This window comes from Pseudomonas sp. 09C 129 (assembly GCF_002843625.1).
GTDB classification, from domain to species: Bacteria; Pseudomonadota; Gammaproteobacteria; order Pseudomonadales; family Pseudomonadaceae; genus Aquipseudomonas; species Aquipseudomonas chlororaphis.
Genome location: NZ_CP025261.1, coordinates 2,997,444 through 3,014,388, shown reverse-complemented (window position 1 = coordinate 3,014,388; position 16,945 = coordinate 2,997,444). Strand labels below are relative to the sequence as shown.

Annotated in this window: 17 protein-coding genes and 1 pseudogene; 10 read left to right on the top strand and 8 right to left on the bottom strand. The window is 65.8% G+C overall.

From position 1 onward, the window contains the following. Nucleotides 1-22: 22 nt before the first annotated feature. Complete coding sequence (locus tag CXQ81_RS13715) at nucleotides 23-1,444, bottom strand: phosphatidylserine decarboxylase family protein (protein ID WP_101337489.1); 1,422 nt, start codon at nucleotides 1,442-1,444, stop codon at nucleotides 23-25. 269 nt (nucleotides 1,445-1,713) lie between these two features. Then, nucleotides 1,714-2,658, bottom strand: coding sequence for a LysR family transcriptional regulator (locus tag CXQ81_RS13710; protein WP_101337488.1), 945 nt, complete (start codon nucleotides 2,656-2,658; stop codon nucleotides 1,714-1,716). A gap of 146 nt (nucleotides 2,659-2,804) precedes the next feature. On the opposite strand from CXQ81_RS13710, the gene CXQ81_RS13705 reads away from it, so the two are divergent. From CXQ81_RS13705 to dsdC, 4 genes are all read left to right on the top strand, one after another. Beyond that, nucleotides 2,805-3,209, top strand: coding sequence for a RidA family protein (locus CXQ81_RS13705; RefSeq protein ID WP_101337487.1), 405 nt, complete (start codon nucleotides 2,805-2,807; stop codon nucleotides 3,207-3,209). A 215-nt stretch (nucleotides 3,210-3,424) separates the two neighbouring features. Continuing rightward, on the top strand, nucleotides 3,425-4,765 hold the full coding sequence (locus tag CXQ81_RS13700) for a gluconate:H+ symporter (protein ID WP_101337486.1): 1,341 nt from the start codon (nucleotides 3,425-3,427) through the stop codon (nucleotides 4,763-4,765). A 24-nt stretch (nucleotides 4,766-4,789) separates the two neighbouring features. Continuing rightward, complete coding sequence (locus CXQ81_RS13695; protein ID WP_101337485.1) at nucleotides 4,790-6,142, top strand: D-serine ammonia-lyase; 1,353 nt, start codon at nucleotides 4,790-4,792, stop codon at nucleotides 6,140-6,142. A 24-nt stretch (nucleotides 6,143-6,166) separates the two neighbouring features. Beyond that, nucleotides 6,167-7,114 carry a DNA-binding transcriptional regulator DsdC gene (gene dsdC / locus CXQ81_RS13690; RefSeq protein ID WP_101337484.1) on the top strand — a complete coding sequence of 316 codons (948 nt, stop codon included), beginning with the start codon at nucleotides 6,167-6,169 and terminating at the stop codon, nucleotides 7,112-7,114. 32 nt (nucleotides 7,115-7,146) lie between these two features. Here dsdC and CXQ81_RS13685 read toward each other — a convergent pair whose 3' ends face one another. The 4 genes from CXQ81_RS13685 to CXQ81_RS13670 form a co-directional block, all read right to left on the bottom strand. Further along, nucleotides 7,147-7,341, bottom strand: coding sequence for a DUF1289 domain-containing protein (locus CXQ81_RS13685; protein ID WP_007924891.1), 195 nt, complete (start codon nucleotides 7,339-7,341; stop codon nucleotides 7,147-7,149). 41 nt (nucleotides 7,342-7,382) lie between these two features. Further along, the gene (locus tag CXQ81_RS13680; protein ID WP_007924890.1) at nucleotides 7,383-7,874 is read right to left on the bottom strand and encodes a copper chaperone PCu(A)C; all 492 of its coding nucleotides are present in this window, start codon (nucleotides 7,872-7,874) and stop codon (nucleotides 7,383-7,385) included. Continuing rightward, nucleotides 7,874-8,479 carry an SCO family protein gene (locus tag CXQ81_RS13675; protein WP_007924889.1) on the bottom strand — a complete coding sequence of 202 codons (606 nt, stop codon included), beginning with the start codon at nucleotides 8,477-8,479 and terminating at the stop codon, nucleotides 7,874-7,876. Before CXQ81_RS13675 ends, CXQ81_RS13680 begins: the two co-directional genes overlap by 1 nt. A 168-nt stretch (nucleotides 8,480-8,647) precedes the next feature. Further along, nucleotides 8,648-9,007: a hypothetical protein gene (locus tag CXQ81_RS13670; protein WP_101337483.1), complete on the bottom strand. Its 360-nt coding sequence runs from the start codon at nucleotides 9,005-9,007 to the stop codon at nucleotides 8,648-8,650. Between the two features lie 172 nt (nucleotides 9,008-9,179). Between CXQ81_RS13670 and CXQ81_RS13665 the strand changes: the two genes are divergently transcribed. The 3 genes and pseudogenes from CXQ81_RS13665 to CXQ81_RS31740 all read left to right on the top strand — a co-directional run bounded on the left by CXQ81_RS13665 (nucleotide 9,180) and on the right by CXQ81_RS31740 (nucleotide 12,517). Then, on the top strand, nucleotides 9,180-10,625 hold the full coding sequence (locus CXQ81_RS13665) for a SulP family inorganic anion transporter (RefSeq protein ID WP_101337482.1): 1,446 nt from the start codon (nucleotides 9,180-9,182) through the stop codon (nucleotides 10,623-10,625). Nucleotides 10,626-10,888: 263 nt separating this feature from the next. After that, nucleotides 10,889-11,659, top strand: a pseudogene (locus tag CXQ81_RS31745) (MCP four helix bundle domain-containing protein); the annotation flags it as partial. After that, nucleotides 11,654-12,517 carry a methyl-accepting chemotaxis protein gene (locus tag CXQ81_RS31740; protein ID WP_370686802.1) on the top strand — a complete coding sequence of 288 codons (864 nt, stop codon included), beginning with the start codon at nucleotides 11,654-11,656 and terminating at the stop codon, nucleotides 12,515-12,517. The pseudogene CXQ81_RS31745 and the gene CXQ81_RS31740, both read left to right, overlap by 6 nt. Before the next feature lie 37 nt (nucleotides 12,518-12,554). On the opposite strand, the gene CXQ81_RS13655 is transcribed toward CXQ81_RS31740, so the two are convergent. Next, entirely contained in the window at nucleotides 12,555-13,889 is a 1,335-nt protein-coding gene (locus tag CXQ81_RS13655) for a PLP-dependent aminotransferase family protein (protein WP_101337480.1), read from the bottom strand. Between the two features lie 127 nt (nucleotides 13,890-14,016). Between CXQ81_RS13655 and CXQ81_RS13650 the strand changes: the two genes are divergently transcribed. Then, entirely contained in the window at nucleotides 14,017-14,913 is an 897-nt protein-coding gene (locus CXQ81_RS13650) for a DMT family transporter (RefSeq protein WP_101337479.1), read from the top strand. A gap of 417 nt (nucleotides 14,914-15,330) precedes the next feature. On the opposite strand, the gene CXQ81_RS13645 is transcribed toward CXQ81_RS13650, so the two are convergent. Then, nucleotides 15,331-15,660 carry a hypothetical protein gene (locus CXQ81_RS13645; protein WP_007924875.1) on the bottom strand — a complete coding sequence of 110 codons (330 nt, stop codon included), beginning with the start codon at nucleotides 15,658-15,660 and terminating at the stop codon, nucleotides 15,331-15,333. 272 nt (nucleotides 15,661-15,932) lie between these two features. On the opposite strand from CXQ81_RS13645, the gene CXQ81_RS13640 reads away from it, so the two are divergent. Beyond that, nucleotides 15,933-16,361, top strand: a complete 429-nt coding sequence (locus CXQ81_RS13640) for a hypothetical protein (protein WP_087088203.1) — start codon at nucleotides 15,933-15,935, stop codon at nucleotides 16,359-16,361. Between the two features lie 36 nt (nucleotides 16,362-16,397). Continuing rightward, on the top strand, nucleotides 16,398-16,892 hold the full coding sequence (locus CXQ81_RS13635; protein WP_007924872.1) for a PaaI family thioesterase: 495 nt from the start codon (nucleotides 16,398-16,400) through the stop codon (nucleotides 16,890-16,892). Nucleotides 16,893-16,945: the final 53 nt, after the last annotated feature.

Sequence of the window (16,945 nt, the reverse complement as noted above, 5' to 3'; positions counted from 1 at the left end):
GCCGTCGCTTGTGCTCGGCGGCTCAGCCCTTGTTCAGCAACGCGGTGGCGATCACCGTGCCCATGGGCGTCGGTTGCGGGTCGTTCTGGTGCGCGACCGCGTTCACCGCCCAGTCCTCCAACTGCACCCGGCCCTTCTGGAAGATCATCATGTGGGTCGAACCGCCGAACTCGAAATGCCCGATCTCGGTGCCACGGGTGATGTTCACCGGTGCCGCGCCTTGGTCGACGATGAACGGAGGCTCGATCACGCAGGTCGAGACCTCGACCATGCCGATGCAGATCAGCGCGACATAACCGCAGGTCGGGTGCTCGAAGACAAAGATCGCCCGGGCGGCGACATGCCCCAGGTACGGCTGCGACTCGGTGCCCTCCCAGGTGCCCTCGTCTTCGCCCTGGGCCGGACGCTGGGCGAAATAGGTGCCCGGCTGCACCCAGGAGCGCACCAGCTTGCCATCGAGCGGGGCGTTCCAGCGGTGATAGTGGGTCGCCGACAGGAAGCCCTGGTAAGCCTGCCCACCCTGGAACGGCGCGGCCCACTGCTCCTGGCCGCCGAACAGATCGAGCAGCGAGTAATTGACGTCCTTGATCCAGAACTCGGTCTCGAACGCCACATCGTTTTCGTACTGCCAGGGCGTGGTCTCGCAGCCGATATCGACCTGGGTCAGCGGATTGCCCTGGAACGGCCGCGCGCCGGGCACGAACCTGCGGATGAAAAACGCGTTCCAGGAATCGAAGCCGTAGCCGGGCAGGTTCGGGTCATGCTCCATCTGCGTCCAGACCCCGGCCTCATGGGCCGCCGCGGAGATCCACGAGCCCTCTTTTTCCGGGTCGTTGATGTCCAGCTTGTCGAGGGAAGCGCTGCTCTTGAGGAAGGCGTTCCAGGCATTGAGGACCTTCTTGAACTGCTGGTTGAAGGTCGTGTCATGGAACAGCGCGACACCCGCCTCGGTGCCCATCGACACCGCCAGGAAAGCGTTCATCGGCGTGCCGACCTGCGCCGTGGTGTTGAACGACGAGGAGGTGCTGATGATCTCGTTGAGAATCTCGAAGAAGCTGTCGTAGCCGGCGATCCACAGTGCATCGCCGTCCGTGCCCTTGATCTGCTCCTTGGTCGCCTCGTCCAGGGTCGCCACGTAGGCGTTGGACTGTTCGATCATCGAGTTGACCCACATGCGGTACACGCTGTTGTGGGTGACCCAGGTCTTGAACTCGATGATTTGCGTGCGCATCGGGGTCAGGGTGCCGGCCTTTTTCTTCTCGGCGATCAGGTTGCGCAGCGGCACCAGGAATTTGGCCGTGGCCCATACCCGGTTGGGCACCCAGAAGCCCATCTGGATCGGCCCGGCGTTGGCCAGCGTCAGGCGTTCGGCGCCGGTGCTTTCCAGGCGTGCCTGGCGCGACGGCTGTTTGGGGTTGTTGAGCTGTTTGTCGTACTGAGTCATGTCTTTACTCCTTTAAAGAGGCGGCGCCCGGGCTGCGATGGCCCGGGCGCGACCAGACCGCGATGAGGTACTGGCCAGCAAACGACTGCTCCAACAGGCGTTCATGTCAGGGGGCGACAAGGGTCTGGTACGGGGTTGAACGACACTCCGTGTCCTTCTCGCAATGCCGGTCCCGGGCAGAATGCGGCGGCCGAACGGCCATCTACAGGCGCGACTTGCCTGGACAAGTAAAGCTGCTCTGGCGGGTTTCTGGGGGGCGCCCAGAAAGTTCATGTAACCGGTCGCTTCACGCCCCCGGCTCGGCTGGCGATGGGCGCATGTTCGGCCATCAGCTCGGCGACCCAGTCGATAAACACCCGCAGCTTGATGCTGATATGCCGATTGGGCGGGAACGCCACGTAGATCGGCATCGGCTCGAGCCGCCAGTCCTCGAACAGACGCACCAGCTCGCCCCGTTCCTGATGCGCCCGGGCCATGTAGTCCGGCAGCCAGAGCACGCCCAGGCCCGCCAGGCCGGCGGCGAGGTAGGCATTGCCATCGTCGACCGCCAGCACATAGCGGCCCTTGATCTGCAGGCTCTCGCCGTGGCCGTGCATGGCATAGGGCAAGGCCTTGCCGGTGCGCGCCCAGAGAAAACCGACGATGCGATGCAACGAATCCTCCAGTTCGCGCGGATGCGCGGGGGCGCCGAGGCGCTCCAGGTAGCCGGGCGCCGCATACACGCCCAGCTGGAGGTCGCCGACCCGCCGCGCCATCAGCGACTGGTCCGTCAACTCGCCGCCGCGCACCACGCAATCCACGTTCTCGCCAAGCACATCGACGATGCGGTCGCTGACGCCCAGGTCGATCTGGATGTCCGGGTAGCGGGCGTGAAACCCGGGCAGCGCCGGCACCAGGATCATGCTCGCCAACGGGCTGGGCACATCCACCCGCAGGCGTCCCCTGGGCAGCGCCGAGGCACTGGACAGGCTGGTCTCGGCATCGTCGAGGTCGGCCAGCAGGCGCACCACACGCTCGTAATACACCGCGCCGTCGGCGGTCAGGTGGACCCGGCGCGTGGTGCGGTTGAGCAACTTGACCCGCAGGCGCGCCTCCAGCTGCTGCACCAGTTGCGTCACGCTGGTCTTGCTCATGTGCAGCGTGTCGGCGGCCTTGGTGAAGCTGCCCGCCTCCACCACCCGGGCAAAGGCCTGCATCGCATCAAATCGGTCCATTTCCACCCCGGCTAACCATTGGATTGTTTGGATTCCACAAACAGTGATGGCTACGGTTGCTGGTTTATCGGCCCGGCGCAAGTGCCTAGAGTCAGCTTCATCGTTCATTCCAGGTCGGCTTCGGCCCTTATCGATGGAGGCAACACATGACTCAGCGCGACGTGGTTTTTCCGCCCGAACGCCAGGCACTTTACCAGCGCAACCGCTACTCGCCGGCGATCCGCTCCAATGGCTTTCTGTTCGTTTCGGGGCAGGTCGGCAGCACCGCCGACGGCTCGCCCGAGCCGGACCTCGAGGCCCAGGTGCGCCTCGCGTTCACCAACCTCAACACCATCCTGGCGGCCGCCGGCAGCTCCTTCGAGGATGTGATCGATGTCACGGTGTTTATCGTCAATCCCGAAACCCGCTTCGAAACCATCTGGAAGGTGGTGCCGGAGTTCTGGGGCCAGGCGCCGCACCCGACGCTGACCGCCGTGGGCGTGACCTGGCTCTATGGCTTCGACTTCGAGATCAAGGTCATCGCCAGACTGCCGGAAAGCACCGCCGGCTGACTCACACCCCTCGACCGGGTCACGCCCGTGGCCCGGGATTCCACGGCCGGACCGGCCTCGCGGCTCCCATTCCCACGCCCATTCCCACGCCTGACCCAGCATCACCCATCTGCTGAGCAATGATCTTTTGTCAGCCCCGCGCGGCCGAGCGTTAACTCTCGTCCCGCGAAGTCCTTTGACGGACCCCGTCACAAAATCAATAAGAGGGTTGGCCGATGCAAAGCAATGGCGCGTTGCTGTGGGTGTTGTTAGCCGCGATCGTGATGATCGTGGTGTTGATTGTCAGGTTCAGGGTGCATGCCTTTCTGGCGCTGATCGCCGCCTGCGGCCTGGTCGGGTTGGGCTCGGGAATGCCCTTGAATGCCATGCTCGAATCGTTCCAGAAGGGCCTGGGCGATACCCTGGGGTTTCTCGCCGCGATCATCGGGCTGGGCAGTATCCTCGGCAAGATGCTCGAAGAGTCCGGAGGTGCCGAACGCATCGCCCGGACCTTGCTCGACACCCTGGGCGAGCGGCGCGCCTCCTGGGTGATGATGCTGGTGGGGTTCATCGCCGGCATCCCGGTGTTCTTCGAGGTCGGCTACATCCTGCTGATTCCGCTGGTGTACGTGGTGGCCAAGGCCACCCGCCTCAACCTGCTGCACCTCGGCGTGCCGCTGGCGGTGTCGCTGATGTGCGTGCACTGCATGCTGCCGCCGCACCCGGCGGCCATGGCCATTACCCACTTGCTGGGGGCCGACGTCGGCAAGGTGATCCTCTACGGCCTGATCGTCGGCCTGCCCACCGCCATCGTCGCCGGGCCGCTGTGGATCCGCCTGGTGGCGCGCAGCCAGGCCGAACCCTGGCAGGCGGCCTTCCTCGAGGAGCGCTGCGAGGCCCGTGGCGAACGAGTGCTGCCGGGCTTCTGGCTGACGTTGCTGACCATCCTGCTGCCGCTGCTGCTGATGATCGGCAAGACCTTCGCCAGCGCCCTGCCCGCCGGCTCGACGCTGTCCGGGCTGCTGTCGTTCTTCGGCAACCCGCTGGTGGCGCTGCTGATCGCCGTGGTCTTCGCCTACTGGTCCCTGGGGCTGCGCCGTGGCCTGGGCATGCAAGACCTGCTGGGGCACACCCAGAAAAGCCTGCCGCCGCTGGCCAGCATCCTGCTGATCATCGGTGCCGGTGGTGCCTTCAACGGCATCCTGATCGACAGCGGCGTGGGCAAGGTGCTGGCCGATTCCCTGACCCGGCTGGACATCAACCCCGTAGTCCTGGCTTGGCTGGTGGCGGGCCTGATGCACTTCGCGGTGGGCTCGGCGACCGTGGCCATGATGAGCGCCGCCGCCATCGTGCTGCCGACCCTGGGCGTCGACTCCGGCTACAGCAAGGAGATCATCGTGGTCGCCATCGGCGCCGGGGCCATCGGCTGGACCCACGTCACCGACTCAGCCTTCTGGGTGGTCAAGGAATACCTCGGGGTGTCGCTGACCGATGCCCTCAAGACCTTCACCAGCGCCACGGTCCTGGCCTCGGCGGTTGCCCTGCTGCTGACCCTGGCCCTCTCTCATTTCGTTTAAACCTTTGCCACAGGAAACTTCCCCATGATCGCAGGCCAGCCACTCGCTACCTGGACCCGCCGCTTCCCGCTGCTCGAAGAGCTTATCGCGTTGCGCGAAACTACCTGGTTCACCGCCACCCGCGCGCCCCTGGCCGATGGCCTGGGCGACGTGCCGCTGAGCGCCGCCGACGTGGCCGACGCCAGCGCGCGCCTTGCGCGTTTCGCCGCGTATTTTCGCGTGGCCTTCCCCGAGACCTTGGCCAACAACGGCATTCTCGAATCGCCGATCCAGCCGCTGCCGGCCTTGCAGGCGGTGCTGGCCGACCGCTATGGCCAGGCCCTGCCCGGCGCGCTGTGGATCAAGCAGGACAGCCACCTGCCGATCTCCGGGTCGATCAAGGCCCGCGGCGGTATCTACGAGGTGCTCAAGCACGCCGAACGCCTGGCCCTGGAGGCCGGCCTGCTGCGCCCGGACCAGGACTACAGCGTGCTCGACTCGCCCGAGGCCCGGGCGTTCTTCAGCCACTACCGGATCGCCGTCGGCTCCACCGGCAACCTGGGCCTGTCCATCGGCCTGATGGGCGCCCGGCTGGGCTTCCAGGTCACGGTGCACATGTCCGCCGACGCCCGCCAATGGAAGAAGGACAAGCTGCGCGCCCACGGTGTGAATGTCATGGAATACCAGAGCGACTACAGCATCGCCGTGGCCCAGGGGCGCCGACAGGCCAGCGCCGATCCGGCCTGCCACTTCGTCGATGACGAAAACTCCACCGACCTGTTCCTCGGCTACGCCGTGGCCGCCGAACGCCTGAGCCGGCAACTGGCGCAGGCCGGGGTCCGGGTCGATGCCGAGCACCCGCTGTTCGTCTACCTGCCCTGCGGTGTCGGCGGTGGCCCCGGCGGCGTGGCGTTCGGCCTGAAGCTGGCGTTCGGCGACGCCGTTCACTGTATATTTGCCGAGCCCACCCATTCGCCGTGCATGCTGCTTGGGGTGCACACCGGGCTGCATGACGAGGTGTCGGTGCAGGACTTCGGCATCGACAACCGCACCGCCGCCGACGGCCTGGCCGTCGGCCGCGCCTCGGGTTTTGTCGGCCGCGCCATGCAGCGGCTGATCGAGGGTTACTACACCGTCAGCGATGACGAACTGCATGCTCTGGTCTGGCTGATGGCCAAGCACCAACAGCTGCACCTGGAGCCCTCGGCGGTGGCCGGTGTCCCAGGCATCGCCCGGGTGCAGGCACAGCGTGACCAGTACTTGCAGCGCAGCGGCCTGAGCGCCGCGGCTTACGCCCGGGCCACCCACCTGGTCTGGGCCACGGGCGGCAGCATGGTCCCGGACACCGAGATGCAGGCCTACCTGGCGCAAGGCGCCCGGGTGCTGCAAGGCTCATAACCGACCCACAGGAGAAGTGCCGGCTTGTACAACCTACCGCCCCGACTGGACGCCAAGCTCAACAGCAGCCAGTTCTCGAACCTGTTCACCTTCCAGGTCGCGGCCCGCCACCTGAGTTTCAGCAAAGCCGCCGATGAGTTGTGCCTGACCGCCAGCGCGGTCAGCCATCGCATCGCCCGGCTGGAGGCGGAGCTGTCGATCCAGCTGTTCCGCCGGCTGACCCGGCGGGTCGAGCTGACCGAGGCCGGCGAACGGATTTTCGCGATCCTCCAGCAGACCCTGGGCGAGCTGTCCGAAGTCCTGGCCCAGCCGGTCGACGCCGACCTGGCCGGGCCGCTGACCCTGTACGCCCACCCGTCCATCGCCCATTCCTGGCTGGTGCCGCGCCTGGCCGAGTTCGGCCAGCGTTTTCCCGGGGTCAGGCTCGACCTGCGGGTGGGCAACGACCGCATCGACTTCCGCACCCGGCAGATCGACCTGGCGCTGTACTACGGCAATGGCGAGTTCCATGGGCTGGCGGCGCACAAGCTGATGCAGGAGCGGGTCGCACCGGTGTGCAGCCCGCAATACGCCGAACGCCATGGATTGACCGGCGTGGTCGAGCAACTGCAGCACTGCACCCTGCTGCATGACTCGCTGGCCTGGGACCATGCCACCTTCGATTCCGAATGGGCGCTGTGGATTCGCCAGCACGGCGATGATGTGGCCATGCCGAAGCGCGGGGTGACTTTCGATCGCTCGGACCTTTGCGTCACCGCCGCCATCCACCATGCCGGCGTGGCGATCGGGCGCGAGCATCTGGTCAGCGAGGCGATCGGGCAAGGCCAGCTGGTGCTGCCCTTCACCGGGTTTACCCGCAGCGGCGAATACGATTACTACATCGTCCACCCGGCCCTGGAGACCCTGCCGCGACGGGTCTCGGCCTGTATCGCCTGGTTACGCGAGTGTGCGGCGCAGACGCCGGGAACCTGAAGGCCGGCGCTGGAGGCCGGCTGGGGGGGAGATCAGCGGCTGGCGCCGCCGCCCTTCTTGCGCAGCGCCTTCAAGCGCTGGCTCGCCCGCTGCACCGCCGCCATCTTTTCCGGGCGCTTCATGCGCTTCCATTGGCGGATGTCGTCCTTGCTGCGCCCGCAACTCAGGCACAGGTCGCCGCTCAACTGGCAAACGGCGATGCAGGGGTTGTCGATTTCCTTGGCCATGCTTCAGCCTGGCTGCCGGTCGTCGCAGGTGCCGCCAACCATCAATGCTGCATCTTGCTGTGGTCGGGCATGTTCAGCGCGCGGGCCTGGGCCTCGACCTTGATCGACTCTTTTTCGCCCTTGGCATTTTCCACCACCAGGGTCAGCGGCACCTTGTCGCCTTCCTTCACCTGGGCCACCAGGTCGATCAGCATCACGTGATAACCGTGGGGGTCCAGGGCAACGGCCTTGCCGGCCGGCAACGCGACGAAGTCCGCCGGGCGCATGCTCATCACATCGTTGTGCATGCTCGACTGGTGAATCTGCACAATCTTGGCCACTGGCGACTCGACGCTGAGCAGCTTGCTGTCGTCGCTGGCGGTCAGGGTCATGAAGGCCCCGGTCGCCTGTTGCCCGGCGACGGTGGCGCGTACCCAGGCGTCGTCGACCTGGGTCTGGGCCGCGGCCTGGCCCGCCAGGCCCAGCAGGGACAGGCCGATCAGGATGCGTTTGGCGCGTTGGGCGATAGCGGTTTTATTCAGGGCCGGGTACATCAGCAGACCTCCATGACGGTCAGTAGATCTTCCGCGCACTCTTGCGCGGTAAGCGATTGGGACAAGCCAAGGCGCAACGTGCCCCGGGAGTCGTAGACAAAACTGGTGGCGGTGTGGGACAGGGTGTAGGTCGAACCGCTGGGGATCTTCTCGTAGAACACGTCGAATTCCTTGGCCGTGGCCGCGGTCTGCTCCAGCGTGCCGTACAGCGCGACGAACGACGGGTCGAAGGCCTTGACGTAGGCGTCGAGGACCTCCGGGGTATCCCGCTCGGGGTCCAGGGTGATGAAGATCACCTGCAGGCGGTCGCCGTCGCGGCCCATCAGTTTCTTGGCCTGGGCCGCGCGCGCCAGCGTCGTGGGGCAGATGGCCGGGCACTGGGTGAAACCGAAGAACACCATCGGCATCAGGCCGCTATAGCTTGAGAGCGTCCTGACGTTGCCCTCGGTGTCCTTCAGCTTGAAGGTACGGCCCATGATCTTGTCGCTCAGATCCTTGCCATATTTGTACGACAGCTGGCCCCGGGTATCGCAGCCGGCCAGAAGACCGAGACCCAACACCCCCATACCTGCAATCACCTCGCGGCGACTCAACAAAACACTCATTCGTTACCGCCCTTTGAGGAGCCGAAAGTCCAGACGACCCGCCAGGCGGCCCATCCGTAAAAGCCACGCATGGTAGCAAAACGCGGCACCCCGCTTCCTGCCAAATGGATGACAGGTTGTGTGCGACCTTGGTCGGGTGCGGCGTTTAGCCGCGCTTGCCAGCGGCGCTCAGCCCAGCCGCGCCAGGCGTTGTTGCCAGTTGCCGCCGTTGATGCGCTGGCACTGTTCTTCGCTGTCGTAGCGCACATGGGCCGCCAGCGCCTGCAACTCCACGCCGGCGTCATGCAGCGCCATGGCTGTCAGTTCGAGCATGCGCTCGCCCTGCCCGCAGGCCAGGGCCAGGGACTTGCTGGCCTGGGTGTCGAACACCCATACCACCCTCAGGCTGGCGGGAAACGCCGCGTAATCGACCACATGGGTCAGCCAGGAGAACCCGACGATTTCTGCCTTGGCGGTTTCGCAGGCGTCGGTGAGGCTGGCAGCCAGGCGGCGTTCGAGACGCGCCTGCTCGCGTTTGCTTGATGGCATGGAGGCTCCTTGGCTGCCCGGTATTAAGCGCCGAAGCCATGCAGTCTTGCCGCGAGCGCCCATCAATACAAGCCCCACGGCTGGCTGGCGCGGCTGTAATTCCGTAACATTCGCCGCCTTTCGACACTCCCTCGCAACCCCGGCCGCCCCTGGCCACCCTCTCAGGTAAACCATGAAACCCGCTCGCCTTCGCGCCGACGTCCTGGCCGGACTCACCACCTCTTTCGCCCTGGTGCCCGAGTGCATCGCCTTCGCCCTGGTCGCCCACCTCAACCCGCTGATGGGCCTGTACGGGGCCTTTATCATCTGCACCCTGACCGCGCTGTTCGGCGGCCGCCCGGGGATGATTTCCGGCGCCGCCGGGTCGATGGCGGTGGTGATCGTCGCGCTGGTGGTGCAGCACGGCGTGCAGTACCTGCTGGCCACGGTGCTGCTGGGAGGCCTGGTCATGATCGCCTTCGGCCTGCTGCGCCTGGGCAAGCTGGTGCGGATCGTGCCGTACCCGGTGATGCTCGGCTTCGTCAACGGCCTGGCGATCATCATTGCCCTGGCCCAGCTGGAGCACTTCAAGGCCGATGAACGCTGGCTCGGCGGCACGCCCCTGTGGCTGATGCTCGGGCTGGTGGCGCTGACCATGGCCATCGTCCATCTGCTGCCACGCCTGAGCCGCGCGGTGCCGCCGGCGCTGGTGGCGATCCTCGGGGTCGGCCTGCTGGTCTACCTGCTGGGCCTGCCGACCCGCACCCTGGGTGACATGGCCCATATCGCCGGCGGCCTGCCACGCCTGGTGCTGCCGGACATTGCGTGGAACCTGGAGACCCTGGGCATCATCGCCCCCTACGCGTTCCTGATGGCCATGGTCGGCCTGCTGGAAACCCTGCTGACCCTCAACCTCACCGACGAAATCACCGAGAGCCGCAGCTTCCCCGACCGCGAATGCGTGGCCCTGGGCGCGGCCAATATCGCCTCCGGCCTGTTCGGCGGCATGGGCGGTTGCGCAATGATCGGCCAGACCGTGATCAACCTCAGCTCCGGCGGCCGTGGCCGGCTGTCCGGGGTGGTCGCCGGGACGATGATCCTGCTGTTCGTGCTGTTTCTCTCGCCCCTGATCGAGCGCATTCCACTGGCGGCGCTGGTGGGGGTGATGTTCGTGGTGGCCCAGCAGACCTTCGCCTGGGGCTCGCTGCGGGTGCTGCACAAAGTGCCGTTGAACGACATGCTGGTGATAGTCGCGGTGACCATCATCACCGTGTTCACCGACCTCGCCATCGCGGTGCTGTGCGGCATCGTCATCGCCGCCCTCAACTTCGCCTGGCAGCATTCGCGCGAGCTGTACGCCGACAGCCATGAGGAAGCCGACGGCAGCAAGCTGTACCGGGTCCACGGCACCCTGTTCTTTGCCTCGACCACCTCCTTCCTCAACCACTTCGACCCGGCGGGCGACCCGGCCCAGGTGACCCTCGACTGCCGCCACCTGAGCTTCGTCGACTACTCGGCCATCGCCGCCCTGAAAACCCTGCGCGAACGCTACGGCAAGGCCGGCAAGCACCTGCGGGTGACCCACCTGTCCGAGCGCTGCAAGCAGTTGCTGAAACGCGCAGGCATCCAGCACGGCTGAGCCCTCAAGGTGGAGCCCTGCGCTCCACCTCGCCGACGCCACCGACATCACTGTGATATCATCACCACCTTTCCGGCCAGGGCCCGTGCAGCCCCATCCACCCCGGAAGACCTCATAAAAGAAGGCGCCACGATGCGCCTCCCGCCTGTCTTGCCTGCAAGAACCGACGACGCCCCGGAGCCTTTCCGAGCGCGCGCCGCTTTGCTGCGAACCTGCCGGATGCCGCGCAGGTTGTGCCTTTTGCCGCCACAAGGAACACAGTCATGCTTTTACGATCGATGAACATTTCCCGCCGTGCAGGCCTCAGTTTTGCCCTGATCGCGTTGCTCGCGGTTGCGCTCGGGGCGTTCTCCCTGCTGGAAATGCGGCGCATGAACGAGCAGTCGCTCGAGGTCGACAGGAACTGGCTGCCCTCGATCGTCGCGGCCAACGCCGTGGCCCTGACCAGTACCCAGATCCGTACCCTGACCCTGCGCCTGCTGGTCGTACGCGACAGAACCGAAGTCGAGGCCCTGCTGGACCGGATCAAGCAACTCGACGAGCAACTGTCGGCCCAGCAACTGGCCTACGAAAAGCTCAGTATCGCCCCCGAGGAAAAGGCTGCGTACGCGCGCTACCTGGGGGTCAGGGCGCTGTACCTCAAGGACCAGCAGCGCGTCCTCGACCTGGCGCGCCAGGGGCGCAAGGACGAGGCGATCGCCATCGTCGACGGCGGGCCGTTCCTGACCAATGCCGACGCCATGCTCAAGGAACTGCTGAGCGTGGTCGAGGTGAATACCCACGGCGGCGAAGTGGCCGCCACGCGCAGCAACGAAGTGTTCCAGAGCGCGGTCGGGCTGGTGCTGGCGATCCTGGCCATCGTGCTGGTGCTGACCGTCGGCCTGGCCATCGTGCTCACCCGCAGCATCGTGCGGCCGCTGAGCCAGGCCGTGGCAGTCGCCGAAACCATCGCCAGCGGCGACCTGTGCCATGCCATCAGCGTGACCGGCAACGACGAACCAGCGCGCCTGCTGCACGCCCTGCAACGCATGCAGAACAGCCTGCGCAGCACCCTGCAGAAGATCGCCGATTCCTCCAGCCAGCTGGCGTCGGCCGCCGAGGAACTGCATGCGGTGACCGAGGACTCCAGCAAGACCCTGCACCAGCAGAGCAACGAGCTGGAACAGGCCGCCACCGCGGTCAACGAAATGACCGCGGCGGTGGAAGAAGTGGCACGCAACGCCGTCAGCACCTCCGAAGCATCCCGGGAAACCGACGCCACCGCCCACCACGGCCGGCAGCAGGTGCAACACACCGTCGATTCCATCGGCGACCTGGCCGACGAAGTGACCCGCACCTGCGAGCAGGTCGAGCACCTGGCGGTGGATGTGCGCAATATCGGTCAGGTCCTGGAGGTGATCCGCTCGATCGCCGAGCAGACCAACCTGCTGGCCCTCAACGCGGCCATCGAGGCCGCCCGGGCCGGCGACGCCGGACGCGGTTTCGCCGTGGTCGCCGATGAGGTGCGGGCTCTCGCCCATCGCACCCAGCAGTCGACCCAGGAAATCGAAAGCATGATCAACACCATCGAAGAAGGCACCGAAGGCGCGGTCAGCGCCATGCGCCACAGCAACGAACGCGCCCACCTGACCCTGGAAGCCGCCCGCGCTTCGGGCCTGGCCCTGGACCAGATCACCCAGGCCATCACCTCGATCAACGAACGCAACATGGTGATCGCCAGCGCCAGCGAAGAGCAGGCCCAGGTCGCCCGCGAGGTGGACCGCAACCTGGTGAACATCCGCGACCTGGCGACCCAGACCTCGGCCGGAGCCAACCAGAGCAACGCCGCCAGCCAGGACCTGTCGCGCCTGGCGGTGGAACTCAACGGCCTGGTAACCCAGTTCAAGGTCTGACGGCCAACGGGCTCCCGCGCCTTGCCGCGCGGGGCCTTCAGTAGGCGTATTGAGCAATCACCTTGCGCACCCTTTCCAGTGCCACCCGCAGCTGATCCATATCGACCGAGCCCAGGGCCAGGCGAATCGCGTGGGGCACCGGCGCGGCGCTGACAAAGGGCTCGGCGGTGGACACCGAGACATTCTCCCGCAGCAAGGCCATGGCCACCTGATCGGCACGCACCTCCTCGGGCAGCGGCAGCCAGAGAAAATAGGACGCCGGATGCCCGATGTACGCCAGGCCGGCCAACACCTCCCTGGCCAGCGCCTGCCGGGCTTGCGCGTCCTGGCGCTTCTCGGTTTCCAGGCGCGCCACGGTGCCGTCGTCGATCCAGTTGCAGACCAACGCCGTCATCACCCCGGGAGTGTTCCAGGTGGTCGCGCGGATCACCCGTTCGATCTGCGGCACCCAGGCCGGCGGCGCGACGACAAAACCGACCCGCAGCCCGGTGGCGACATTCTTGGAAAAGCCCGACACATACACCGTCAGTTCCGGCGCCAGGGCTGCCAGCGGCGCGGGCGGATCCTCGGCGAGAAAGGCATAGGCGGCGTCTTCGATAATCAGCAGGCGATGCTGCCGGGCTATGTGCACCAGACGCTCGCGCCACGCCAGATCCAGCACCCAACCCATGGGGTTGTGCAGGGTCGGCATGGCGTACACCGCCCGCACCCGTCGGCTGCGACACAGCTGCTCGAAGGCCGCCAGGTCGGGGCCGTGCTCGGTCAGGGCAATCGACACCAGCTCCACGCCGTGGGCGTCGGCCACCACCTTGAACCCCGGGTAGGTCAAGGCATCGGTGGCGACCACATCGCCGGGCTTGAGCAGCGCCATCACCGTGGTCGCCAGGCCATGCTGGGCGCCGCTGACGATCGACACCTGCTCGGCGTCTACCCGCAACCCGCAAGAGACCAGATACCGCGCCACCGCGGCCCGCTCGTGGCTGCGACCACTGTGGGGCTGGTAGCGCAGCAGCGCCTCCAGGTCACCGGCGGCCGCCAGTTGGCGCAGGCCGCCGCGCAACACTTCGGCCTGCCCGGGCAACGCCGGATAGTTGAAATTCAGGTCCAGAGTGCCCGCCGCAGTGGCCTGCTGGTCGACGCCCTGGCCCGGCGGCAATGCGGTCTCGCGGACAAAGGTGCCGCGCCCGGTTTCGCCACTGATCAGGCCCATCGCCTCCAGCTCGGCATACACCCGCGAGGCGGTCACCAGGGCCAGCCCTTCCCTGGCGGCCAGCTCGCGGTGAGTCGGCAGGCGGGCGCCGGGCGGCAGGGCGCCGCCACGGATATCGGCGGCAAAAGCATCGACCAGTTGTTTGTAGCGGGCACGGGCCATAGCGAAATGTATCCATGACAATATTTTGATTGTATTGCTTAGCGCTCCTAGGATGGGGCCTGAGCAGCCCAGGCGCAATCCCGCCCTGTAGCGCGGCGCTTACCCTTGAACAGAGCTGAGCCCCTGAATGGAACGGACATCCCCCCTGCCACACCCCACCACGCAAAAGGCCGCGAGCGGCTGGCTCAACGGTTTTATCGGCGTGCTGATTTTCAGCGGCTCGCTGCCGGCCACCCGGGTCGCCGTGCTGGAATTCGACCCGCTGTTCCTGACGGTGGCCCGCGCCAGCATCTCCGGGGTCCTGGCCTTGTGCCTGTTGCTGCTGTTCAAGGAAAAACGCCCAAGTAGAAACCAGCTGTGGCCTCTGGCGATAGTGGCCCTGGGCGTGGTGGTGGGCTTTCCGCTGCTGACCGCGCTGGCCCTGCAGTATGTGACCTCGGCCCACTCCATCGTCTTCCTGGGCTTGCTGCCACTGGCCACCGCGGCGTTCGGCGTGCTGCGCGGCGGCGAGCGGCCGCGGCCGGTGTTCTGGCTGTTCTCGGTGCTGGGCAGCCTGCTGGTGGTGGGGTTTGCCCTGTCCCAGGGGCTGAGCGCCGCGCCGGCCGGAGACATCCTGATGCTGCTGGCGATCCTGGTCTGCGGCCTGGGTTACGCGGAAGGCGCCAAGCTCTCCCGCACCCTGGGCGGCTGGCAGGTGATTTCCTGGGCTTTGGTGCTGGCGCTGCCGGTCATGGCCGTGTTGAGCCTGTTGCGCGCCCCGCCGTCGTTTAGCAGCATCACCCTGCCCGCCTGGCTGAGCCTGGGGTACGTCGCGCTGTTCAGCATGCTGATCGGCTTTGTCTTCTGGTATCGCGGGCTGGCCCAGGGAGGGATCGCCGCCGTCGGCCAGTTGCAGTTGCTGCAACCGTTCTTTGGCCTGGCCCTGGCGGCCACCCTGCTGCATGAACAGGTCAGCCTGGGCATGCTGGGAGTGACCGTGGCGGTGATTCTGTGCGTGGCCGGGGCGAGGAAGTTTTCCAAATAGCGGTTCGGCCCGCCTCGGCGAGACGGGGCTGAGGTTTCCCCTCAGACCGGGGAGATGGTCGCCAGCAGACCGATCGCGATGGTCAGTGCCAAGAATCCAAACAAGAAAATCGCCATCTTCGCCATAAAGGCCTCCTGAACAATAGGTTTTCGCCAGCGCGAAAAGCAGAACGCAGCCTCAGGCTCCAGCCGGCGGACCGGTGCGCCTGAGGGGTGCGTTATTGTCAGGCCAGATCTGATCCCGATACAGACGCAGGTGACGAAGAAAAATACGGATCAGATGGCGGCGGACTCTGTCGGCCCATGGACCAAAGGTCCGGGTACATGAGGCAAAGCCGACATGCCTCGACCCAGGATCGCCGGCGCCCACGCCAGCATGGCAGCCCGGGCAACCGGCAATTGCGCGTGCCTTCCCCGGTTATTTGCGCGCCAGCTTGTAGCGCACGCAATCGTCGTAAAAACTCTGCCGCACCGTCGCCGGCTTGGCCCGCGAGGGGCTGTCGTAGGTCTGTTCGGTAATGCCCAGGGCCAGCATGCGCATCCAGCCCTTGCTGAACTTGTAGGTCTGCAGCTTCTGCCGCGCGGCATACAGCGAAACGCCCGACAGTTTCAGCTCCTGCGCCCGCGCCGCCGTCCCCGCGCCCCAACTGCACACATACCGGTCATTGGCCGGCAACTCCTTGCCCTCGGCCGCGACAGCCACGCTGACCAAGGCGAACGAGGTCAGCGTCATCCACACATTGCGCATTTTTCGATCTACCTAACCACCTGAAATTAAAGTGATTTTGGCGGTGATTAAGCGACCGCGGGGCCAGCATCGGACCTTATCGGAGAAGGCAATGTGCCTCTCTTTTACTGGCCACTTGTTCACTACGGGCGCCAGGCTCGGCAACAACCGCCGGTCCAGGTTCCTGGCGCAGGGGTTCTCGCCCCCTCCGGGCAGAAAATTACCCCTGCAAGCGTCTGGCTGGTATCGTGCGGCCCTGTGAAAACACGCCGCATGACTTGAGGAAATGGACGTTGAGCACTGAAGAAAAACTGACCGGGGATCTGTTCGAAGTCGACAAGCGCCTGGGGCTCAAGCCCGTGGTGGACTTCAACACCTATCTGCGCACGGCCTTCGGCGACGGCAAATGCACCTGCGGTCGTTGTGTCGCCAGCGCGGGTGTCGAGAGCGGTTATGCCTACCAGCACAGCTTCGACTTCGGCGGTAAAGTCACCCACCGCCGCTTCGCCACCACCGCCGGCAGCGACGTACTGCTGGTGCTGAAGAAGGCCTGGCTGTCCTACACCAAGGCCGAGCTGGAAACCAGCGGCAACCTGGCGCTGGACACCGTCAAGGAATTCGTCGAGCCGCAACTGCACCAGCGCCTGCTGCCCCTGCTGCTGGCCAGCGGGCTGGTCAAGGACATCGACGGCGACCTGCAGATACAGGCACAGGCGGCCTGAGGTTTTCCTTCTCCAACAATAAGAAAGGTAAGACACATGCACCCACTCTCCCTGCAAGACAGCACCGCGCCGGACGGCGTTTGTTTTGGCTGCGGCAGCCGCAACCCCCATGGCCTGCACATCAAGAGCCACTGGCATGAGGATGGGGTGCATGTGATGGCCGAGCACCTGCCGGACAGCCAATACTGCGGCTGGCCCGAGCTTGTATACGGCGGCCTGATCGCCATGCTGGTGGACTGCCACTCGAACTGGACCGCCATGGCCTACCACTACCGCGCTGAAAAACGCGCCCTGGACAGCCAGCCACGAATCAACTGCGTGACCGGCAACCTCGGCATCAAATTCATCAAGCCCACACCGATGGGCGTGCCCCTGACCTTGCGCGCCAGGGTCGAAGGTGAAGTCGGGCGCAAGAGCCGGGTGATCTGCGAGGTCTACGCCGGCGATGTGCTGACGGCGATCGGCGACTCGATTTTCGTGCGGGTCGATACCGAACAACTGGCCGCGGCGGCCCACGGCCGGGAAGCCTGAGCCGGATCAGGCTCGCTCACGATCTTGAAACCTTTGGGAACCACGATCCGAAG

Excerpts from the sequence above, each read along its gene's own strand:
- CXQ81_RS13685 (WP_007924891.1), bottom strand. The coding sequence starts at position 7,341 with ATGGCCAAGGAAATCGACAACCCCTGCATCGCCGTTTGCCAGTTGAGC.
- CXQ81_RS13715 (WP_101337489.1), bottom strand. The coding sequence starts at position 1,444 with ATGACTCAGTACGACAAACAGCTCAACAACCCCAAACAGCCGTCGCGC.
- CXQ81_RS13710 (WP_101337488.1), bottom strand. The coding sequence starts at position 2,658 with ATGGACCGATTTGATGCGATGCAGGCCTTTGCCCGGGTGGTGGAGGCG.
- CXQ81_RS13635 (WP_007924872.1), top strand. The coding sequence starts at position 16,398 with ATGCACCCACTCTCCCTGCAAGACAGCACCGCGCCGGACGGCGTTTGT.
- CXQ81_RS13675 (WP_007924889.1), bottom strand. The coding sequence starts at position 8,479 with ATGAGTGTTTTGTTGAGTCGCCGCGAGGTGATTGCAGGTATGGGGGTG.
- CXQ81_RS13665 (WP_101337482.1), top strand. The coding sequence starts at position 9,180 with ATGAAACCCGCTCGCCTTCGCGCCGACGTCCTGGCCGGACTCACCACC.
- CXQ81_RS13645 (WP_007924875.1), bottom strand. The coding sequence starts at position 15,660 with ATGCGCAATGTGTGGATGACGCTGACCTCGTTCGCCTTGGTCAGCGTG.
- CXQ81_RS13670 (WP_101337483.1), bottom strand. The coding sequence starts at position 9,007 with ATGCCATCAAGCAAACGCGAGCAGGCGCGTCTCGAACGCCGCCTGGCT.
- CXQ81_RS13700 (WP_101337486.1), top strand. The coding sequence starts at position 3,425 with ATGCAAAGCAATGGCGCGTTGCTGTGGGTGTTGTTAGCCGCGATCGTG.
- CXQ81_RS13695 (WP_101337485.1), top strand. The coding sequence starts at position 4,790 with ATGATCGCAGGCCAGCCACTCGCTACCTGGACCCGCCGCTTCCCGCTG.
- CXQ81_RS13705 (WP_101337487.1), top strand. The coding sequence starts at position 2,805 with ATGACTCAGCGCGACGTGGTTTTTCCGCCCGAACGCCAGGCACTTTAC.
- CXQ81_RS13655 (WP_101337480.1), bottom strand. The coding sequence starts at position 13,889 with ATGGCCCGTGCCCGCTACAAACAACTGGTCGATGCTTTTGCCGCCGAT.
- CXQ81_RS13650 (WP_101337479.1), top strand. The coding sequence starts at position 14,017 with ATGGAACGGACATCCCCCCTGCCACACCCCACCACGCAAAAGGCCGCG.
- CXQ81_RS31740 (WP_370686802.1), top strand. The coding sequence starts at position 11,654 with ATGCAGAACAGCCTGCGCAGCACCCTGCAGAAGATCGCCGATTCCTCC.
- CXQ81_RS13680 (WP_007924890.1), bottom strand. The coding sequence starts at position 7,874 with ATGTACCCGGCCCTGAATAAAACCGCTATCGCCCAACGCGCCAAACGC.